11 protein-coding genes and 1 pseudogene are annotated in these 18,835 nt (G+C 59.4%); 9 read left to right on the forward strand and 3 right to left on the reverse strand.

Annotated elements, in window-relative coordinates:
• Positions 1-307: 307 nt before the first annotated feature.
• Complete coding sequence (locus CAF65_RS12545; RefSeq protein WP_085716563.1) at positions 308-2,512, reverse strand: OsmC domain/YcaO domain-containing protein; 2,205 nt, start codon at positions 2,510-2,512, stop codon at positions 308-310.
• Positions 2,513-2,589: 77 nt separating this feature from the next.
• Positions 2,590-3,468: a LysR family transcriptional regulator gene (locus CAF65_RS12550; protein WP_085717044.1), complete on the reverse strand. Its 879-nt coding sequence runs from the start codon at positions 3,466-3,468 to the stop codon at positions 2,590-2,592.
• 102 nt (positions 3,469-3,570) lie between these two features.
• On the opposite strand from CAF65_RS12550, the gene CAF65_RS12555 reads away from it, so the two are divergent.
• Positions 3,571-4,962 (forward strand): aldehyde dehydrogenase family protein, encoded by a 1,392-nt coding sequence (locus CAF65_RS12555; protein WP_085716564.1) that lies wholly within the window; start codon positions 3,571-3,573, stop codon positions 4,960-4,962.
• Between the two features lie 81 nt (positions 4,963-5,043).
• On the opposite strand, the gene CAF65_RS28720 is transcribed toward CAF65_RS12555, so the two are convergent.
• On the reverse strand, positions 5,044-5,274 hold the full coding sequence (locus tag CAF65_RS28720) for a hypothetical protein (RefSeq protein WP_085716565.1): 231 nt from the start codon (positions 5,272-5,274) through the stop codon (positions 5,044-5,046).
• Between the two features lie 484 nt (positions 5,275-5,758).
• Between CAF65_RS28720 and CAF65_RS28460 the strand changes: the two are divergent.
• The 8 genes and pseudogenes from CAF65_RS28460 to CAF65_RS12595 form a co-directional block, all read left to right on the forward strand.
• Positions 5,759-5,851: pseudogene (locus CAF65_RS28460) on the forward strand (hypothetical protein); the annotation flags it as partial.
• Between the two features lie 839 nt (positions 5,852-6,690).
• On the forward strand, positions 6,691-7,857 hold the full coding sequence (gene bcsQ / locus CAF65_RS12565; protein ID WP_085716566.1) for a cellulose biosynthesis protein BcsQ: 1,167 nt from the start codon (positions 6,691-6,693) through the stop codon (positions 7,855-7,857).
• On the forward strand, positions 7,854-10,085 hold the full coding sequence (gene bcsA, locus CAF65_RS12570; RefSeq protein ID WP_085716567.1) for a UDP-forming cellulose synthase catalytic subunit: 2,232 nt from the start codon (positions 7,854-7,856) through the stop codon (positions 10,083-10,085). Before bcsQ ends, bcsA begins: the two co-directional genes overlap by 4 nt.
• On the forward strand, positions 10,082-12,385 hold the full coding sequence (gene bcsB / locus CAF65_RS12575; RefSeq protein WP_256578638.1) for a cellulose biosynthesis cyclic di-GMP-binding regulatory protein BcsB: 2,304 nt from the start codon (positions 10,082-10,084) through the stop codon (positions 12,383-12,385). The genes bcsA and bcsB overlap by 4 nt, the downstream gene beginning before the upstream one ends.
• A gap of 22 nt (positions 12,386-12,407) precedes the next feature.
• Entirely contained in the window at positions 12,408-13,634 is a 1,227-nt protein-coding gene (gene bcsZ, locus CAF65_RS12580; protein WP_085716568.1) for a cellulose synthase complex periplasmic endoglucanase BcsZ, read from the forward strand.
• Entirely contained in the window at positions 13,610-17,473 is a 3,864-nt protein-coding gene (locus tag CAF65_RS12585) for a cellulose biosynthesis protein BcsC (protein WP_085716569.1), read from the forward strand. Before bcsZ ends, CAF65_RS12585 begins: the two co-directional genes overlap by 25 nt.
• A gap of 17 nt (positions 17,474-17,490) precedes the next feature.
• A complete protein-coding gene (locus CAF65_RS12590; RefSeq protein ID WP_085716570.1) occupies positions 17,491-18,159 on the forward strand; it encodes an SGNH/GDSL hydrolase family protein in 669 nt (222 codons plus the stop codon).
• On the forward strand, positions 18,156-18,830 hold the full coding sequence (locus CAF65_RS12595) for an alginate O-acetyltransferase AlgF (RefSeq protein ID WP_085716571.1): 675 nt from the start codon (positions 18,156-18,158) through the stop codon (positions 18,828-18,830). The genes CAF65_RS12590 and CAF65_RS12595 overlap by 4 nt, the downstream gene beginning before the upstream one ends.
• The last annotated feature ends 5 nt before the right edge of the window (positions 18,831-18,835 follow it).

Below are 18,835 nucleotides of genomic sequence, written 5' to 3' on the forward strand. Positions count from 1 at the left end.
CCTGCGTAACTCATTGTTTATCAAGGAGTTTTCCGTTTCGACTGCGCCGGAAGTGGGGCGAATTATAGAGATCTGAAATCTGCCGTCAAGCACTGATTCTGTTTTTCTATCAATGACTTGCAGAAAGCAGCAAGACGCCCCCGCCTGAGCTTGATAGAGACATCAAAATGCTCCTTCTATATAGAAGGACTTCCTCATTGGCAGCCACCGCCCACGACATAGCCAAAAAACAAGACCATCGCGCACTGACGACTGGCTGGCCGCCAAAAAACAAAAAAGCACCCAAGGTGCTTTTTTGTTGCTGCCATCAGCTATATAAAGCCGCCACCCTGGCCCGCGCCATATGCAGCTTCTTGTAGCTGTCGATCAGCCGAAGGTGCCTGTCGAGCCCTTCCAGTTTCATACTCGTCGGTGTCAGACCGTAAAAACGGACGCTGCCATTCACGGACCCTATCGCCGCGTCCATCCGCTCGTTACCGAACATCCGGCGGAAGTTGGCTTCGTAATCGCTCAGTTCCAGATCATCGTCCAGTTGCATTTCCAGCACGACGTTCACGGCTTGATAAAACAAGCCGCGTTCGACGGTGTTGTCGTTGTATTGCAAGAAGGCTTCCACCAGATCTTTCGCCTGATCAAACTTCTGCAAGGCGAGATAAATCAGCAGCCTCAGCTCCAGGATCGTCAATTTTCCCCAAGGCGTGTTGTCGTCAAACTCGATGCCGATCAGAGTGGTGATGTCGGTGTAATCATCCAGCTCACTGTTTTCCAAACCCTTGGCAAGCGTTCTCAGACCGACTTTGCTCAGGCTGTGCAGGTTGAGGATGTCGGCGCGGAACTGCAGCGCTTTGTTGGTGTTATCCCAGATCAAATCTTCTACCGGATAAATTTCCGAGTAATCCGGCACCAGAATGCGACAGGCCTTGGCGCCGATGTGCTCATAGACCGCCATGTACACTTCTTTGCCCATGTCTTCGAGAATACCGAACAACGTCGCGGCCTCTTCGACATTGGAGTTTTCGCCTTGACCGGAGAAATCCCACTCAACGAATTCAAAATCCGGCTTGGCACTGAAGAAGCGCCACGAGACCACACCGCTGGAGTCGATAAAGTGCTCAACGAAGTTATTCGGCTCAGTCACCGCCTGACCTTCGAAGGTCGGTTGAGGCAGATCGTTCAAGCCTTCAAAACTGCGGCCTTGCAGCAGCTCCGTCAGGCTGCGCTCCAGCGCCACTTCCAGGCTTGGGTGCGCGCCGAACGAGGCAAACACGCCACCGGTACGCGGGTTCATCAAGGTGACACACATCACCGGGAACTCCCCGCCCAGCGACGCATCCTTCACCAGCACCGGGAAGCCCTGCTCTTCCAGGGCCTGGATACCCGCCAGAATGCCCGGGTACTTGGCCAGCACTTCCTGCGGCACATCCGGCAGGGCCATTTCGCCTTCCAGGATTTCGCGCTTCACCGCACGCTCGAAGATCTCCGACAGGCATTGCACCTGCGCTTCGGCCAGCGTGTTGCCGGCGCTCATGCCATTACTCAGGAACAGGTTTTCGATCAGATTGGACGGGAAGTACACCACCTCATTGTCCGACTGGCGCACAAAGGGTAGCGAACAAATACCGCGCTGGGTGTTGCCGGAGTTGGTGTCGTACAGATGCGAGCCACGCAACTCGCCGTCCCGGTCGTAAATTTTCAGGCAGTACTCGTCGAGAATTTCAGTCGGCAGTTCGTCCTTCGGGCCAGGCTTGAACCAGCGCTCGTCCGGGTAATGCACAAACGCCGCATTGGCGATGTCCTCGCCCCAGAACTGATCGTTGTAGAAGAAGTTGCAGTTGAGCCGCTCGATAAACTCGCCCAGTGCCGATGCCAGCGCGCCTTCTTTGGTCGCGCCTTTGCCGTTGGTAAAACACATCGGCGAGTGCGCATCGCGAATATGCAGTGACCACACATTGGGAACGATATTGCGCCACGAAGCGATTTCAATCTTCATGCCCAAGTCGGCCAGAATGCCCGACATGTTGGCGATGGTTTGCTCCAGTGGCAGGTCCTTGCCCACAATGTAGGTGCCCGCCTCGCCAGTCGAGTGCGGCATCAGCAACGCCTGGGCATCGGCGTCGAGATTTTCGACCTCTTCAATCACAAACTCAGGCCCGGTTTGCACCACCTTCTTTACTGTGCAACGATCGATCGAGCGCAAAATACCCTGGCGGTCCTTGTCGGAGATATCCGCCGGCAACTCGACCTGAATCTTGAAAATCTGGTTGTAGCGGTTTTCCGGATCAACAATGTTGTTCTGCGACAGGCGGATATTGTCGGTGGGGATATTGCGAGTCTCACAATACAACTTCACGAAATACGCCGCACACAACGCCGACGAAGCCAGGAAGTAATCGAACGGACCGGGTGCAGAGCCATCGCCCTTATAGCGGATAGGTTGGTCGGCCACCACCGTGAAGTCGTCGAACTTGGCCTCAAGTCGAAGGTTGTCGAGAAAGTTGACCTTGATTTCCATGCGTGCTTACCAGAATAACGAGCTATACGATTTGGCCGCCATTATCCGGTTTTTCAGCACAGACCGTTAACTTTCCACTATTTTTCGACCAACACCACCCCGCGCTCCTCAAGCAAGCGCACAAACATCGTCAGGCTCTGCGACACCGTCCCCCTGCGCCACACCAGCCAGGTACACAAATAGCGGAACGACTCCGACAACGGCCAGACGCTGACCGTCGTGCATCCAGGCATGCTTTCGAGCATGCTGCGAGGCATCAGCGCCAGACCGGCACCGGCGCTGACACAGGCCAACATGCCGTGATAGGACTCCATTTCGAAAATCTTGCCGGGCACCGCTGCGCCATTGGCGAACCAGCTTTCGAAATGATGGCGATAGGAGCAGTTGGAGCGGAATGCATAGATGTTTTCGCCATTCACATCCTTCGCCCGATGAATCGGCTCATGATTGAGCGGCGCGATCAAGACCATTTCCTCCTCGAATACCGGCACCCCTTCCAGCGCCGGATGCAACACCGGACCATCGACAAATGCAGCGGCCAGCCGCCCTGACAGCACCCCATCGATCATGGTCCCGGAGGGCCCGGTGGACAGGTCCAGCTCGACCTTGGCGTGCTTCTGGTTATAGACCGCCAATAGCTCTGGAATACGTACCGCCGCAGTACTTTCCAGCGAACCCAGGGCGAATGCTCCTTGTGGCTCTTCACCCGCCACTGTGGCGCGAGCTTCCTGAACCAGGTCGAGAATGCGTCGAGCGTAATCCAGAAAGCTCCAGCCAGCCGGCGACAGGCGCAGGCGACTCTTCTCGCGGATAAACAGGTCCACCCCCAAGTCCAGCTCAAGCTGCTTGATTCTGGTCGTGAGATTCGAGGGCACCCGATGAATATGCTGGGCGGCCACGCTAATGCTGCCGTGCTCGGCGACAGCCTTGAAAATTTCGAGCTGAACCAGATCCAGGATACTTTCTCCAAACGTGAACATTATGCTCAGTATTATTCAGTTTCCATAAAACATATACCCCCATAACCTGAGCACATCCCCACCTTGCAGGACGGTGCCATGACCAACGTTTCCAGCCTTAGCCATGCCATTTCGATCAACCCGACTACCGGCGAACAGATCGGCCAGTACCCTTTCGAATCCGATTCAGCATTGCAGGCTACGCTGACGCGGGCCGCTATCGGGTTTCGTAGCTGGCGCAGCAAACCGGTTGAACAACGCGCACAGCTTTTGATCAACCTCGGCCAAGCCTTGCGCAACAACGCAGAGGCCATGGCGAACATGATCACCCGGGAAATGGGCAAGCCGATTACTCAGTCCCGCGGTGAAATTGAAAAGTGCGCACAACTCTGCGAGTGGTACGCCGAACACGGCCCCGCCATGCTGAGCCCGGAACCGACCCTGGTTGAAGGCGGCAAGGCACGCATTGAATATCGCCCGCTCGGTCCGATTCTCGCCGTCATGCCGTGGAACTTCCCCATCTGGCAAGTCCTGCGCGGCGCGGTCCCCACTTTGCTCGCCGGCAATACCTACGTGCTCAAGCACGCGCCAAACGTCATGGGCAGCGCCTACCTGCTGCTGGAAGCCTTCAAGCAAGCGGACTTTCCTGAAGGTGCTTTCGAAGTCATCAATGTCACACCGGAGGGGGTATCCAGGGCGATCGCCGATCCACGCATCGCGGCTGTCACCCTCACCGGTAGCGTCCGTGCGGGCATGGCCATCGGTGCTCAGGCTGGAGCTGCACTGAAGAAATGCGTGCTGGAACTGGGCGGCTCCGACCCATTTATCGTGCTCGACGACGCGGACCTCGATGAGGCGGTAAAAGCCGCCGTGGTCGGGCGCTATCAGAACACAGGACAAGTCTGCGCCGCCGCCAAACGCCTGATTGTCGAACAAGGCATTGCCCGGGAATTTACCCGCAGGTTTGTCGAGGCTACCCGACAACTGGTCGTTGGTGACCCACTAGCCAGCAACACCTACATCGGCCCGATGGCTCGCTTCGATCTGCGCGATGAACTGGATCAACAGGTACGCGACACACTGGAAGAAGGCGCGACGTTGCTGATGGGTGGAAAGAAGACTGAAGGCCCCGGCAATTACTATGAACCCACTGTACTCGGTGACGTGACCGATCAGATGACATCATTCAAACAGGAATTGTTTGGTCCTGTGGCCTCGATCATCACGGCCCGAGATGCAGCCCATGCGCTGGAGCTGGCCAATGACAGCGAATTCGGCCTCACCGCCACCCTCTACACGCGCAATGTCGAACTCGCCCGGCAGATGGCCGGCGAACTTGAAACCGGCGGCGTGTTCATCAACGGCTATAGCGCCAGCGATCCGCGTGTCAGCTTTGGTGGAGTGAAGAAGAGTGGCTTTGGCCGGGAGCTCTCGCATTTCGGGGTGCGCGAATTCTGTAATGCACAAACGGTTTGGCTGGATCGACGCTAAGGGTTCTGTAACAGCGCTAGCTCAATGAGCAGGAGGGATCAGGGCGGAAATCAACCCGCCCTGAAAGAGACGATAAAAGTATCAATCGTCCCTGTCGTCGCGATCGCGATACTGACGGTGGTAACGATCATAGTCACGATGATCATGTCGACGATAATAACCTTGATCATCGTCATCCCCTTGGTCGTATCCACGACGATAATCATGATCATAATCTCGACCGTACCTCCCTCCGTCTTCCCAGTGAGGGCCGCAGCCTCCCAGCAAGAGCGAACCTGAAAGGGCCAAGATCATCATTACTGCGCGCTTCATTTGAACGTCCTGAATGGTCAGAGCTACAGAGGCGGTTGTCACTCTCCGAGAAGATCGTCTGGATAGCATTCAACCGTAATTATGACCACTCAGTAACTCAATGATTCATTTGTGAAATACGGCAATCCGAAAATTCTCGCCTCAGGGCAAGCTACCCCTACCAGGAGCGGTCGGTGAAACAAGGCCGCTACTATCTCCATAAATGGGGCATTACACCCACCCAACCGGGCGTTTACCACCTGATTTGAGGAATATTCCCCACTCCCCTTTCTCCTGCTCGAAACGCCCGGAAGCAGTCTACTAATTAAGTTGAACTTTTTTCGCCCTATTGAAATGGCTCATTAGTTGCACCCCTCCTCGTACCCGTAACAGCTGTCGTCCCGGACATCATGCAGACGACGGGGCTTGCCAGACTCCGCATGACGCGAGGGGTGAAATATGCAACGCGCGACACCAGCAGTCAGCGGTTCTACCTGACTGGCGAGCACTGTTCATCCTGCCGGTGATCCCGATGTACACCCTCTGCAGCTATTACGTGTTCCGCGGAAAAGTGAGGATTGGTGATGGCTTCCACTAATAAATCAATTGCTCGAATCACGAATAGACCGATACCCCGTTATAAGCATATCGCTCAGTTGAGCCTGATGTTTATAGCGTTATTGATTGCGCTGGCGTTGTCCACTGTACTGGCGATGGAGTTGACGCTTGGAACGCTCTGACGAGGCCAGTTAAAAAAAGCAAATCATGCTCTTGGCATTGGCGAGCACTGTAATTGATAGTTATTTTCATCATCATTGCGAAACGACATGAAGATCACAACACCTACGCAATGGAATGATCGCAAGCCACGTCACCAAGTTCTATTTACAACCAATCGAAACAGCACTCATCAGGCTGACGGCATCAATAGCACTGGCGTCGGGTCCTCACCGAAAACCTGCCAACCGGGGCCGCGTATTTCCCTTGCAACTCTCGCCATCAGGCGTCCATAACTCGACGTCTGGTAAAAACGGAAGAACATTGTTTTAAAACCACTACTATTCCTTAATAAATACCAGCCAACCTCTTTAATACATAAGCCGGCATAAAACCATCGAAGTCGATCAACATTCACACACCATCGCGCCGAAAGTCACCCCCCCATTACCCATCATTACATTACAGCTCGTTGAACAGTCCTTACTGGGCGTACTCCAACATTCAAACTCTCTACGAGCAACATAACACCTTAATAACACCCAGCCTTACAGCAACAACCATCGCTGACTTCTTATAACAATCGTTGACACTAAGATTTAGACGCTCTAGATTAATGGCACTCTGCCAACATCCAGACGACGCATAAACTTTTCAAGTTGATGATTTAAAGTTAATGGAATGCTGAGTTTCTGAGTTATTCCATTCCTGGTACAACGCATGAAATATGTAGATGATATTGCGAAACTCTTTACACGTTTTGGCGCCAATGCGGAGAGCTACCAGGAAATACTACCGAACTATAAAGATTTCAAAGACAACCCGGCTACACCTGCGCCGGCTGAGCAAGAACCGTCGACGGCCTTGCCTCCCCCAACACCAACACCCCCTGTGTTTCAACTGGACGAGCCACAGCCCTCTTTATTGATTGGCGCGCCGATCGAGCCTGTGAAGAATGCTGCCCTCTCGCAACCTTCGCCCAAATCCCCTCTCCTGACCAAGCCACCTGCGAGTTCTGCTACGGGTGACCGTCAGCGATTGAGCGACCTGTTGCGCGAACTCAATCAGGTTCGTCGAGACGGTCTGCCAGAAACGACTCGCAAGCGGACCAGGGCGAAGGTCATCGCTATCGTTTCGGCGAATGGCGGGGTGGGTAAAAGCACCATTGCCGCTGGCCTCGCAAAAACACTTCGGCGTCCTGGCGGGCGAACCATCGCGATTGATCTGGACCCTCAGAACGCACTGTCCAGCCACTTGGGTATCACCCGGGAGGTTCCCGGGCTGATCCAGCTCAAAGAGCAGGACGCCGACTGGGGCGCTCATCGCCTGCCGGGCTTTAGCGACAGCGAGTGCCTGCCCTTCGGCACTGGCGATGTGAACGATCGCCGATTGCTCAAGCAGTTGATGCTTGAAGATTCTGACTGGTTGAATCAGCACCTTGCGTCAATGAACCTCAGCGAAAACGATACGGTGATCCTGGACACGCCTTCGGGTGCGACCGTCTATTCGCAACAGGCACTCGATGCCGCCGATCTGGTGCTGGTGATGACAGTGGCCGACGCGGCCTCCTACCTGGCACTGGACACTATGACCCAATGGCTGGAAACCAGCCGACGACGCGCGCAGCGGCACCGCTATGTGCTCAACCAACGGGATGACTCGCGTTCGTTCTGCAGGGACATGGGCGTGCTGTTTCGGCGGCGGCTCGGCGCCAACCTGATCGGAACGATTCGCCTCGATCACCAGTTCAACGAGTCGCTGGCCTATGGTCGGGACCTGCTGCAGTACGCACCCGGGAGCGTTGGCTGTCAGGACATTCTCTCACTGTCAGACGCGGTCCATGCCCTGCTTTGCGCAGGTGATTCCAGCGAGCAGGGCACGCCATGACCGTCCAGTTGAATCAGGCACCCGCGAAGGCGTGGTGGCTGGAGAAGCTATTGGATACTTTCCAGGCTCGCGTCAGTCGATGGCCCCTGCGTTGGCGCCAGGGCCTGAAGTTCTCGGCCGGGCTGATCGCCGCATTGTTGGTGCTGGGTATCCTCATTGCGCCGCTGAATCTGTATTCCCAGGCCGCGTTTGCCGCCGTCTGTTTCGCCACCAGCCTGATCATCCGCAAGCAAGCCGGGCGTCTGGCGATCCTGACCCTGATCACCCTCTCGCTGATCGCTTCGCTGCGCTACATGTACTGGCGCCTGACAGACACCCTGGGCTTCGACAACTGGCAGGATGCCGTATTTGGCTACGGGCTGGTGCTGGCTGAACTGTATGCCTTGCTCGTCCTCATCTTCGGCTACGTGCAGACCGCCTGGCCGCTGCACCGCAAACCGCAGTTTCTGCAACAGCCGCCTGCTGAATGGCCGACGGTAGATGTCTTCATTCCCACCTATAACGAAGCGTTGGGCATCGTCAAACTGGTGGTGCTCGCCGCTCAGGCCATCGACTGGCCCGAGGGCAAGCTACGGGTGCACATGCTCGATGACGGACGCCGGGAGGAATTCAAGGCTTTCTGTCAGCAGATTGGTGTCAACTACATCACCCGCGATAACAATCAACATGCCAAGGCCGGCAACCTCAACGAGGCACTCAAAGTCACCGATGGCGAGTTCATCGCCATATTCGACGCCGACCACGTGCCCACCCGCTCCTTCCTGCAGATCACCATGGGCTGGTTTCTAAAGGACCCGAACCTGGCGTTGCTACAAACGCCGCACTTCTTCTATTCACCCGATCCGTTCGAAAAGAACCTCGATACCTTTCGCTCTGTACCCAATGAAGGTGAGCTGTTCTACGGCCTGGTGCAGGACGGCAACGACCTGTGGAACGCGGCATTCTTCTGTGGCTCCTGCGCGGTCATCCGGCGGACTCACTTGCTGGAAGTCGGCGGCATCGCCACCGAAACCGTGACGGAGGATGCGCACACGGCACTCAAGCTCAATCGCCGTGGTTTCAATACGGCCTACCTCGCCATCCCACAAGCGGCGGGCCTGGCCACCGAAAGCCTTTCCCGACACATCAGCCAGCGCATACGCTGGGCTCGGGGCATGGCGCAGATTTTTCGGACCGACAATCCGCTGTTTGGCAAAGGTCTGAACCTGGGGCAGCGCATCTGCTACCTCAACGCCATGATGCATTTTTTCTACAGCCTGCCCCGCCTGGTGTTCTTGACCGCACCCTTGGCCTACCTGATGTTCGACGCGCAGATTTTCCATGCCTCGGCGTTGATGGTCACGGTCTATGTACTGCCGCATATATTCCACTCCAGCCTGACCAACTCCGCCATCCAGGGGCGCTTCCGCCACTCCTTCTGGAACGAAGTGTATGAGTCGGTGTTGGCCTGGTACATCATGCGGCCGGTACTGATGGCCCTGATCAGCCCTTCGCTGGGCAAGTTCAACGTGACTGACAAGGGCGGCACCATCGCAAAGGACTATTTCGACTGGAAGCTCGCACGGCCTTACATCGTGCTGCTGACCCTGAACATGGTCGGTCTGGTGATTGGCGCGGTGAAGCTGATCTGGAGTGATACGGCCGAGGTCACGACCCTGCTGATCAACCTGGCCTGGACCCTGTACAACATCATCATCGTCAGCACCGCCATAGCGGTGGCCACTGAGTCCTCTCAGGTGCGCAACGAACCCAGGGTGCCCGCCGACCTGCCCGTGCGCGTCTACCGCGAAGACGGCACCTCGTTCGATTGCAAAACCCAGGACTTCTCTCAGAACGGCGTGGGTCTGGCACTGCCACCGCAGGTTCAGCTCAGCGTCAATGAAAAGCTGCGGCTGTGCATTCTGCGCACACCTCCCTCAAGCCTCTTTCCTGCAACAACGATCTTCAGCAACGACGGCGTGGCAGGCGTGCAACTCGAGGGTTTGACCCTGCGCCAGCAAAGTGAACTGGTGCGACTGACCTTTTCACGGGCCGACACCTGGGCCAATACCTGGGGTAACGGCCGCCTCGACGCGCCCATGTCGGCATTGCGCGAGGTCAGCGGCATTGGCTTGCGCGCCATCCTGCGCTTGTTCATTGCAACCCTGAAGGATGGCCAGGCGCTGCTGCGCAAACGCCCGGACGCTCCATCACCTATCGACTCCACCGCGGACACGCAACGATCTTGAAGCCTTCCACTCGCCGGACCTTTCCTCCTCGTCGCTCACTCCTGCTGATTGCCTGCTCGCTAATGGGCTGGAGCGGCTGGGCGTTGAGTGCCACCACGCAAATCAGCGCCACAGAGCCGGCGGTGATACCAGTCGCATCGCTGCCCGGGACCGATGCCCCCGGCAACAGCTATACCCGCACCCTCAAGGAGCTGGGCAAAAGCTATTCGATGACCCTTAAAGGCGTGGAGGCTACCGACAGTGTGAATTTCGATGTGCGCGCCGATGAAGTCGTCACGGCTGCCCAGGTCACGCTGCAGTACAGCTACTCACCGGCCCTGCTGGCCGATCTTTCGCAAATCAACGTGCTGATCAACGATCAAGTGGCCGCCAGCCTGCCCCTCCCTAAGGAAGAGGCCGGTAAGTTGCAGACCCGGACCGTGCAGATTCCACCGCAGACGATCACCGAATTCAATCGGCTCAGCCTGCAGTTCATCGGTCACTACACGATGCAATGTGAAGACCCTTTGCACTCCAGCCTGTGGGCCAGGATCGGCAACGAGAGCCAGTTGAGCCTTCAGGTGTCGTCGATTAAACAGCCCAACGACCTGTCCGCTCTGCCACAACCCCTGTTCGATCGTCGAGACGCCTCGCCCCTGAAGCTGCCCTTCGTGTTCGCCGCTCGCCCGGGCGGCCCTGAGCTTGAGGCCGCCGGTATCCTGTCGTCCTGGTTTGGCGCCCTGGCCAGCTACCGCGGCGCAACCTTCCCCGCCAGCCTCACCAGCCTGCCGGCCAAAGGCAACGCGGTGGTGTTTGTCAGCGGTAGCGAATCAACGGCCTTGAGCGGCCTACCGATCAAAGAGGCCACGGGGCCGACGTTGACCCTGGTGAGCAACCCGAATGACGTTCAGGGCAAACTGTTGATCGTCTCCGGGCGCGATGGCGCCGATCTCAAAGTCGCCGCGACAGCGCTGGCCCTCGGTGGCTCGGCCTTTTCCGGGCAGAGCGTGGTGATCGACCGGATCGATTCGCTCAAGCCGCGCCAACCGTACGACGCGCCAAACTGGCTGCCCTCCGATCGCCCGGTTCGCCTGGGTGAACTGGCGAAGCCTGCGGAACTCAATGTGTCGGGTTACAACCCGGGACAAATGACGGTTGCGCTACGCCTGCCACCTGACCTGTTCAACTGGCGTGAGCCCGGTGCGCAACTTGACCTGAAATACCGCTACACGCCGCAACCGGTCTCCACCAACTCTTCGTTGCTGATCAGTTTCAACGACAGCTTCATCAAGTCGATCGACCTGCCTTCGATCGAGAAACTCGGCAACAGCGACAGCCTGCTGTCGATGCTCAAGACCGACGACAGCCTGGCCCGCACGTCGCGCATGCTGTTGCCGCTCAATTCAGTCGCACTGCAATCGCGCCTGCAATTTCGCTTTATGTATGACTACATCAAACAGGGCGAATGCCGCGACATCATCATCGACAACATGCGCGGTGTGATCGACCCGGACTCGACCCTGGACCTCAGCCAGTACGAACATTTCATGGCCATGCCCAACCTCGGGGTGTTCAAGGACAGTGGCTTCCCGTTCACCCGCATGGCCGACCTGTCGGAAACATCGGTGATCCTGCCCGACGAGCCAGGCCCGGCCGAACTGAGCGCCTATCTGACCCTGCTGGGCCGCTTCGGCGACTCCACCGGTTATCCGGCCACTGGCGTGAAGGTAGTCCACGCCGACCAGGTTGCCGAGCAAAGCGACCGGGATTTGCTGGTGCTCGCCTCGGGCAACAATCAGCCGCTGCTGGAGCAATGGCAAAGCCTTCTACCGGCCAAGGACGAAGGTGCCGCGCAGTACTTTGAACTGTCTGACCTGCCCTTGCGTCTGCGCAACTGGATCAGCCCGGATACGAAGACCAATCTGCGAGAAGCGCGCAGCAGCTTCAGGTTCAGTGCCGAGGACGGCAGTGCTTATCTGACCGGATTCGAATCGCCGCTCAAGAGTGGGCGCAGCGTGGTGTTTATCGCCGGCACAAGGCCTGGCGGCCTGGCCGACGTGACCAACGCCCTGCTCAGCAGCGAAGAAAATGCCCAGGATTTGCAAGGCAGCCTGGTGGTAGTCAGGGGCAAGCATGTCGAATCGCTGGTCGCCGAACAGGATTACTACGTCGGGCGCCTGGGTCCGTTGCGCTATCTGCAGTGGTACCTCTCGCAGAATGTAATGGCGCTCATGCTGTTCACCCTCCTCGGGGTCCTGCTGCTTGCTTCGATGGCCTATCTGGCTCTGCGCATACGGGCCAAACGCCGTCTTGGCCAATAAGCCGCGCAGGCCTGTGTCGTCCATGAGCAGCCGGGGTGTTTCACTTCGCCAGGGCCTGTGCGGTAACGCGCGCAGGTTGAGCGCCGTGCTTGCGCTTGCCCTGCTGGCGCCGGCGATAGCGGCCGCAACATCCTGCGAGTCGCCAGCCTGGCCACTTTGGCAAACCTACGCAACGCGCTTTGTCCAGGACGACGGCCGGGTTCTCGAATCGAGCCTGAAGAGCAATCACAGCACCTCTGAAGGGCAGTCCTACGGCATGCTCTTCGCACTGATCGGCAACGATCAGTCACGCTTTGACAAACTCTGGCACTGGACCTTGGCCAACCTCGCCGGCGCAGACATCGCCACACGCCTGCCGGGCTGGTTATGGGGGCAAGGCACAGACGGACAGTGGCGCCTGCAAGACGCCAATTCGGCCGCCGACGCCGACCTGTGGATCGCCTACGCCCTGCTCGAAGCCGCTCGCTTGTGGCGTCGGCCGGACTATCACCGAGACGCCCTGCATCTGATGGCGACAATCGAAGCGCAATTGGTCGTCAAGCTGCCGGGGCTGGGCCCGATGGTATTGCCCGGACCACAGGGCTTCGTCCAGCCGGACGCACTCTGGCGCCTGAACCCCAGCTACCTGCCACTGCCGCTGTTACGGCGGCTGGCCAAGGAAGCACCGTCCGGGCCCTGGCAAGCTATTGCCCACAACACTGCGACGATGATTGCCCAATCCAGCCGCCACGGATTCGTCGCGGACTGGGTCGGTTATCAAGGCACTTCAGCGCAATCGGGTGTCTTCTTCAGCGATCCGATCAATGGCGACACAGGCAGCTACGACGCCATTCGCGTGTACCTCTGGCTGGGCATGAGTGATACCTCCGAACCGCTGGCAGCGCTGCTGCTCAAACGGCTGGACGGCATGGCCCGCAGCACTGTCGCGACGGGTTCCCCCCCGGAAACGGTCCAGGTTCTCCACGGCAGTGTTCAGGGTCAGAGCCCGTTCGGTTTCCGGGCTGCACTGATTCCCTACCTTCAGGCCAGGGGGCAACCCAAGTTGGCCGACCAGCAACGAAGCCGCGTCGAACTCGCCTTGCGCGAAGCGCTGGCCAGGCCTGATGCCGACGCCGGTGCGCCGCGTTACTACGACTTGATGCTCAGCCTGTTCGCGCTCGGCTGGGCCGATAAACAATATCGATTCCGGGAAGACGGAACGCTGAAACTCTCCTGGGAGACCGCATGCACCCGCACCATCGCACGCTAGCCATCGCCGTCATGAGCGCATGGACGGCCGCTGCTGCCCACGCTCAAAGTCCGACGCCACAGACAATACTCGTCGAACAAGGGCAGTACTGGCAGTTGCACAACAACCCTCAACGCGCTGCGGAAGTCTGGTTGAAAGTCCTGCTGCTGGACCCGGTCCAGGTTGACGCACTGTATGGCCTGGGCTTGATCGGCGTACAACAGGGCAAGCCACAACAGGCGCAGCAATACCTCGCCCGCTTGCAGGCCATCCAGCCAGCGCCTCGGCAGGCATTGCAATTGGCGCAGGACATCACCCTGGCACAACCGCAGAACCAGCAGCGTCTGGAAGAGGCTCGGCGCCTCGTCGATGCCGGTGAGCGTGACAAGGCGACCGTCGTGTTTCGCTCGCTGTTCGATGGCCGTCCACCTCAAGGTACGATCGGCCGCGAGTATTACAACAACCTTGCCTTCAATCAGGCTGACTGGGCTGAAGCACGCGGCGGATTTCAGCGCCTGCAACGTGAGATGCCCAACGACTCGATCCTCGCGCTGTTTTACGCCAAGCATCTGGTGCGCCATGAAGACAGTCGTGCCGAGGGCATCCGCGCCCTGGCCGCGCTGACCCAGCGTACCGACATAGCCGGTGATGCCGACGAAAGCTGGCGCCTGGCGCTGACCTGGATCGGCCCGCCCAATCAGGCACAGGTGCCGTTGTTCGAGGCGTACCTCAAGACGCATCCGGATGACGTGGAAATCCGCGCGCAGATGAACAAGGGCAAGCAACAGGTGGCAACGACGGCCAGCAAGGCATGGCAACCGCCGGCCGAAGTCGCGCGCGGCCTGAAGGCGCTCAAAGAAGGTGATCTGGTCACCGCCGAACAGGCTTTTCAAGCGCGCCTGAAAACCCGGCCCGACGATGCCGACGCCCTGGGTGGCCTTGGGGTTGTTCGCCAGCAGCAACACCGATTGGCCGAAGCGGAACAGCTCCTGGGGCAGGCCACTCGACAACCTGACGGCAGCCAGTGGCAAGTCGCGTTGAACGAAGTGCGCTACTGGTCTGCGCTGCAGCAGGCTCGGGACGCCCAGGCCAAAGGCCAGACAGTCCAGGCACAGACCCTGGTAAACCAGGCGCTGCGCCTGACCCCGAACGGGGTCGACGCTCGCCTCGCCCTGGCGGACATTCAGGCCGGCGCGGGCCAGTTCGATGACGCTCAGGGCAACTATCGCCAGGTGCTGAGCCTGCGCCGCGACGACCCGCAAGCACTGGAAGGGCTGGTCAACGTGCTGCTCAAGAGCGGCAAGAACGATGAAGCCCTGCAACTGATCAACAGTCTGCCTGCCACTGGACAGACCAGGATCGGCCAGTCCGCACGCCTGCAAGCCTTGCGTGCGACGCAACTGGCCGCCCTCGCCGAACAGCGCAACGACCTGCCCGCTGCGCGCAACGCCTTGCAAGACGCTCTGCGCTACGAACCGGACAACATCTGGACACGTTTCGCCCTGGCCCGCCTGAACCTGGCGATGGGCGAACCGCAAAAGGCTCGGGACCTGATCAACGCCATGCTCCAGGACCACCCCGACAATGCCGATTCGCTTTACGTCAGCGCCTTGCTGTCGGTCCAGATGGGTGAGTGGAAAGCCGCCCAGACCACCTTGGGACGCTTGCGACCCGACCAGCGCACCCCGGACATGCAAGCGCTGGCCGCAGATGTCAGCCTCAACCTGCAACTCAGCCAGGCGATCGACCTGGGCAAGCGCGGACAGCGCCAGGAAGCCCTGATCTTGCTCGATCGTATTCAGCCGATGGCCAACAACAGCCCAGATCGCACGGCGAGCCTGGCCTCGGCCTATGTCGCCGTCGGCGAGCCGACCCGTGCACTGGCCCTCATGCGCGGCCAGTTGCAGCACACCGCTACACCCTCGGCGGACTTCATCCTGCAATACGCCGCCGTCCTGCTTGAATCCGGAGAAGACGCACAGGTCAACGAGATTCTGCGCGACCTTCAGAACAGGCCCTTGAACGCGCCGGCTCGCAAGCGTTTCGACGACCTGCTCCATCGCTATCGCATCCGCCAGGCTGACCAACTGCGTGAACGTGGCGATCTGGCCAACGCCTATGACACGCTGGCGCCCGCACTGGCGCAACGTCCCGGTGACAGCGCTGCCGTCGCGGCCCTGGCACGGATGTACTCGGCCAACGGCGACACGGCAAAAGCCCTCGAACTCTACAAACCGCTGTTGCAGCGCCAGCCAAGCGACCCGCAACTACTGCTGGGTGCTGCCGACGCGGCGGTGCTGGCACATGACACGGCCTTTGCCGAACAGGCGCTGCAACAGCTGCTCAAGACCGAATCCGGTAACCCTCAAACGCTGACCGAGGCCGCACGTCTCTACCAGAACATGGGCAAGACGGGCATGGCGACCGATCTGCTGCGCAAGGCAGTGGCCATCGAACAGAGCGAGAAACGCAGAAACCAGAGCGGCCAACTGGCAGGTTCGACAGTGGCGCCCAACCCTTTTGCCGGGGTGTCGGGTTCACGTAACGAAGTCAGTCGCGACACCTTGCTGGCAGCCATCCCGCCACCGGTTCAAGAGATGCCGGGCCGCATGACGTCCCGCCCCCCTTTTGCCGTCGACGCCACGCCAAGGCCGCAGCAGGCGAGCAATCCATTCGAGTCGCAACTGCCGCGCGCAGCACTGCTGAGCGAGGACATCAGCCCCGCGCAACTGGCGCTGAAGAAAATCCTTCAGGAGCGCAGTGCCTACGTCACCCAGGGCGTGAGCATTCGCAACAACGACAGTGAGTCGGGGTTGAGCAAACTGACCGATGTTGAAACACCGCTGGAAATCAGTCTTCCGCTGGATGAAAGCCGCCTCGCCCTGCGCGTGACGCCGGTCTCGCTGAACGCCGGCAGTGCCAGCAGCGAGGCGCTGTCGCGTTTCGGTAACGGTGCGCAGAGCGGCAGCGTCGGCTCGCAAAAAGCCGAGGGGGTTGGCCTTTCCGTCGCCATGCAACGGCCCGCGGATGGACTCAAAGCCGATCTCGGCACCACCCCGCTCGGCTTCAAATACTCCACCGCCACGGGCGGCATCAGCGTTGATCGCCCCATAAGCGACGCCTCTAATGTCCGCTACGGAGTGAGCGTTTCCCGGCGCCCGGTGACTGACAGCCTCACCTCGTTTGCCGGCACCACGGACAAACGCAGCGGGCAGTCCTGGGGCGGTGTGACCGCCAACGGCGGGCGTGGCCAGTTGAGCTATGACGACAACGAAGTCGGCGCCTATGGCTACGCCTCCTGGCACCAGCTATCGGGCAACCACGTCGAATCCAACAGCCGCAGTGAACTGGGCAGCGGTGTGTACTGGTACCTGCAAAATGCAACGGACAGCAAGCTGACCGTCGGCCTGAGCATGACCGGCATCAGCTACGCCAACAATCAGGACTTTTTCACCTACGGCCACGGCGGCTATTTCAGCCCGCAAACGTTCTTCGCCCTTGGCGTGCCGGTGACCTGGGCACAACGCACCGGGCGCTTGACGTATCAAGTCAAGGGCTCGGTCGGCGTGCAGCATTTCGAGCAGGACAGCGTCGACTATTTCCCGACCGACAAAGCCCTGCAGGCGGCCTCGGGCCTGCGCTACGCAGGGCAAAACAAAACCGGGATCGGCTACAGCGTCGCCGCGGCGGCTGAATACAAGGTCGCTTCGAAGTTCCTGCTGGGCGCCAATCTGGGCCTGGACAACGCCCGCGACTACCAACAACTCAGCGCTGCCCTGTCCTTGCGCTACCAGTTCGAAGAGACCGACGGCCCCATGAGCCTGCCGGTCAGCCCGTACACCTCGCCTTATTCCAACTGATCATTCTGGAGCTTTCGATGCCCACTTCTGCCCTTGCCGGCCTGACTCTCCTTGTCCTTGGGGAGAGCCATATGAGCCTCGCGGACCATTTGCTGGAGCCGCTGCACGACAACCTGAGTCGCCAAGGCGCCCAGGTCCATTCCATCGGTGCCTGCGGCGCCAGCGCCGGTGACTGGCTGATCAGCAAAAAGGTCGACTGCGGTGCCGAGCGCAAAGGCAACGACAAGATCGTGATCAAAGGGCGCGAGGCAACCACCACACCGATCCAGGACCTGATCGCCGCCGACAAGCCCGACCTGGTGGTACTGGTCATCGGCGACACCATGGCGTCCTATGACAAGCCGGTGTTCCCGAAGGCCTGGGCATGGCAAAGCGTCACCGGCCTGGCCAAGGCCATCGCGGCCACCGGGACCCGTTGCGCCTGGGTGGGCCCGGCCTGGGGCAAAGCCGGTGGCATGTACCAGAAGAATGATGCCCGCACTCAATTGATGTCACAGTTCTTGGCCGCGAACGTGGCGCCTTGTACCTACATCGATTCGCTGACGTTCTCCAAACCCGGGCAATGGATCACCACCGACGGGCAGCACTTCACCGTCGCCGGTTATCAATCCTGGGGCAATGCGATCGGTGATGCCCTGGCCAAACTGCCCGCCGACCGCGTCAGCAGCACAGGAGCCGGCAAATGACCCGATCCGCATTCAGCTGGGCGCTGTTCGCACCCTTGACGCTCAGCCTGCACGCCCAGGCCGCCGACATTGCCCTGTACCCGACGGGCCCGGATCAGGACTCGGCCTTCCTGCGCTTTATCAACGCCGCCGACCGTCCCCTGCAACTGCTGGCCGAAGGCTCGCGGGCAAGCCTCAGACTCGAAGGCACCCATGCCGTGTCCGACTACCTGCCCGTGCCCGCCAACCAGCCGATCAAGGGCACCCTGGAACGCAACGGCAAGAGCCAGCCGCTGGACATCCAGGTGGCGGCAGGCGAATTCGCCAGCGTGATCGCCTTGCCAGACAGCGCACAAGGTATCCGCCAGGTCGTTATCCGTGAGCAACCCGACGACTTCAATAGCCTGAGAGCCTCACTGGCGTTTATCAGCGCCGATCCAGCGTGCACCCAGGCCGGTTTGCGCGCTGCGGGGAAGAACGCCGAGCTGTTCAAGGAGGTGGCCGACGGCAGCGTGCAACGTCGCGCGATCAATCCGGTCAGCCTATCGGTTCAATTGGTCTGCGCCCAAACCAACGTCGGTGCCCCGCTTGACCTGGGCCAGCTCAAGGCTGGCGAGCGCTACAGTGTTGTGCTGCTGCCTGGCGCAAATGGCCCTTACCTGTTGCTCGCGACTGACGTCCTGGCCCACTGATCGGA

Origin of the sequence: Pseudomonas sp. B28(2017), assembly GCF_002113025.1 — a bacterium.
GTDB lineage: Bacteria > Pseudomonadota > Gammaproteobacteria > Pseudomonadales > Pseudomonadaceae > Aquipseudomonas.